The organism is Bradyrhizobium sp. (genome assembly GCF_030654605.1).
GTDB lineage: Bacteria > Pseudomonadota > Alphaproteobacteria > Rhizobiales > Xanthobacteraceae > Bradyrhizobium.
The window spans coordinates 1-2,636 of sequence record NZ_JAURXB010000031.1 but is presented as its reverse complement, the minus strand read 5'-3'; the positions used below and the strand labels follow the sequence as shown (position 1 = coordinate 2,636).

Here is a 2,636-nt window from a genome sequence, read left to right as displayed (position 1 = left end):
CGAGGGCGCGGCCATATCCAATGCGATGATTCCGTTCCTGCTGGCGGCGATCATGGTGTCCTGGTTCGGACTGCAGCGGCGCAAGTGGCAGCAAGGTGAAAACAATGACTGATCTGCGCACCCAGCCCGTCGACCTCAAGGCCGTGCTGTCGGGATCGGCACGCACCGTGGCGGCCGACGATCACAGCGTCGGCATGAGCTATCTGGAGTCGTTGCCGAAGCGGATGGTGACGCTCTATCTGCCGCTGTCGATTATCGTGATCGTACTGCTGTTCCCGTTCTACTGGATGGCGCTCACCGCGGTCAAACCGGACGAGCAGCTGCTCGATCTCAACACCTACAATCCGTTCTGGACCTGGAATCCGACGTTCAAGCACATTCATAAGCTGTTGTTTGACAGCTACTATCCGCTGTGGCTGTGGAACACGATGTATGTGGCGGTCTGCGCCACCGTCCTGTCGATCGTGGCCTCCGTGCTGGCGGCCTATGCGATCGTGCGGCTGCGCTATCGCGGTGCGCAATGGGTCGGCGGTTTCATCTTCCTCGCTTATCTGGTGCCGCCCTCGATCCTGTTCATTCCGCTCGCCACCGTGGTGTTCCAGTACGGCCTGTTCGACACGCCGTTCGCGCTGATCCTGACCTATCCGACCATCCTGATTCCGTTCTCGACCTGGCTGTTGATGGGGTACTTCAAGACCATCCCGTTCGAGCTGGAGGAGTGCGCCCTGATCGATGGCGCCAGCCGCTGGCAGATCCTGACCAAGATCGTGCTGCCGCTGTCGATCCCCGGATTGATATCGGCATTCATCTTCTGCTTCACGCTGTGCTGGAACGAGTTCATCTACGCGCTGACGTTCCTCACCTCGGTGCAGAACAAGACGGTGCCGGTCGCGATCGTCAACGAGTTCGTCGACGGCGACGTCTATCGCTGGGGTTCGCTGATGGCCGGCGCGCTGGCGGGATCGCTGCCGCTGGTGATCCTCTATGCGTTCTTTGTCGAACATTACGTGTCGGCGATGACCGGAGCCGTCAAGGAGTGAGCCGGCGGGCCCGCGTCCGGTCTTTCCCCTGCCGCGTTTTCCTGGTCCGGGCCGGTTCCCAGCTCGCTTGAAAAGGCTATAAGGCAAGAAACAACAAGGAGTCGGGTCTTGCACATTCTGGTTCTGGGCGCCGCCGGCATGGTCGGCCGCAAGCTGACCGAGCGGCTGCTGCGCGACGGCCGCCTCGGCGACCGCGAGATCACGCGGATGACGCTGCATGACGTCGTGGCGGCGACCAAACCCGCCAATGCGGCGATCCCGATCAGCATCGTCACCAGCGATTTCGCCGATCCTGCGACGGCCGCGCCGCTGGTGGCACACCGCCCCGACGTGATTTTCCACCTCGCGGCGATCGTCTCCGGCGAAGCCGAGCTCGATTTCGAAAAGGGCTATCGCATCAACCTCGACGGCACGCGGATGCTGTTCGATGCGATCAGGCTCACCGGTGAGGGCTACAAACCCCGGATCGTCTTCACCTCGTCGATCGCGGTGTTCGGTGCGCCGTTCCCCGATGCGATCGGCGACGAGTTCTTCCATACGCCGCTGCTGAGTTACGGTACCCAGAAGGCGATTTGCGAACTGCTGCTGGCGGATTATTCCCGGCGCGGTTTCATGGACGGCATCGGCATCCGGTTGCCGACCGTCTGCATCCGTCCGGGCCTGCCCAACAAGGCGGCCTCCGGCTTCTTTTCCAATATCCTGCGCGAACCACTGGCCGGCAAGGAGGCCGTGTTGCCGGTGTCCGAGGACGTCCGCCACTGGCATGCCTCGCCGCGCTCGACCGTCGGTTTCCTGCTGCACGCCGCGACCATGGACAGCGCCGCGGCGGGCGCGCGCCGTAATCTCACCATGCCCGGCCTGTCTGCCACCGTCGGTGAGCAGATCGCGGCCCTGAAGCGGGTGGCGGGCGACAAGGTGGCGGCAAGGATCAAGCGCGAGCCCGATCCGTTCATCATGGGCATCGTCGCGGGATGGCCGCGCAACTTCGACGCCCAACGGGCGCGGCAACTCGGCTTCACCACCGTCGAACAGACGTTCGATGACATCATCAGGATTCACATCGAGGACGAACTCGGCGGGAAGTTCGTCGCGTAGCCCTGCCTTCGTCGTCATTGCGAGTTAGGCAACCTTTGGGGCCAACCCCGATGGATGAAACAAACTCCGCTGTCATCGCCCGGCTTGACCGGGCGACCCAGTACGCCGCGGCTTCTCGGATGAACACGATCGTCTCTGGAATACTGGATCGCCCGGTCGAGCCGGGCGACGACAGTCCTGTTGTGGCGAGTGGCATGGCACAAAAATCATGACCCAGGTTGCCTGTATCGGCGAATGCATGATCGAGTTGAAGCAGGCCGAAGGCGGCCTGTTTTCGCGCGGCTATGGCGGGGATACCCTGAACACGTCGGTCTATCTGGTGAGGCTCGGCGTCGGCGTCGACTACATCACCGCACTTGGCGACGACCCCATGAGCGACGAGATGGTGGCGGGTTGGGTCATGGAAGGCATCGGCACCAGCCGGGTTGCGCGGCTGAAGGGCAAATTGCCCGGCATCTACATGATCCAGACCGACGCATCAGGCGATCGCCGGTTCTTCCA

The 2,636-nt window shown here is 62.6% G+C and carries 3 protein-coding genes and 1 pseudogene; all 4 read left to right on the top strand.

The window, feature by feature from the left end; genetic code table 11:
• Window positions 1-112: pseudogene (locus tag Q7U29_RS03490) on the top strand (sugar ABC transporter permease); the annotation flags it as partial.
• Complete coding sequence (locus Q7U29_RS03485) at window positions 105-1,040, top strand: carbohydrate ABC transporter permease (protein WP_304738469.1); 936 nt, start codon at window positions 105-107, stop codon at window positions 1,038-1,040. The pseudogene Q7U29_RS03490 and the gene Q7U29_RS03485, both read left to right, overlap by 8 nt.
• A 108-nt stretch (window positions 1,041-1,148) precedes the next feature.
• A complete protein-coding gene (gene denD / locus Q7U29_RS03480) occupies window positions 1,149-2,135 on the top strand; it encodes a D-erythronate dehydrogenase (protein WP_304738466.1) in 987 nt (328 codons plus the stop codon).
• A gap of 208 nt (window positions 2,136-2,343) precedes the next feature.
• Window positions 2,344-2,636, top strand: a 293-nt coding sequence (locus Q7U29_RS03475) for a PfkB family carbohydrate kinase (RefSeq protein ID WP_304738464.1), incomplete at its 3' end; no start/stop codon positions are given.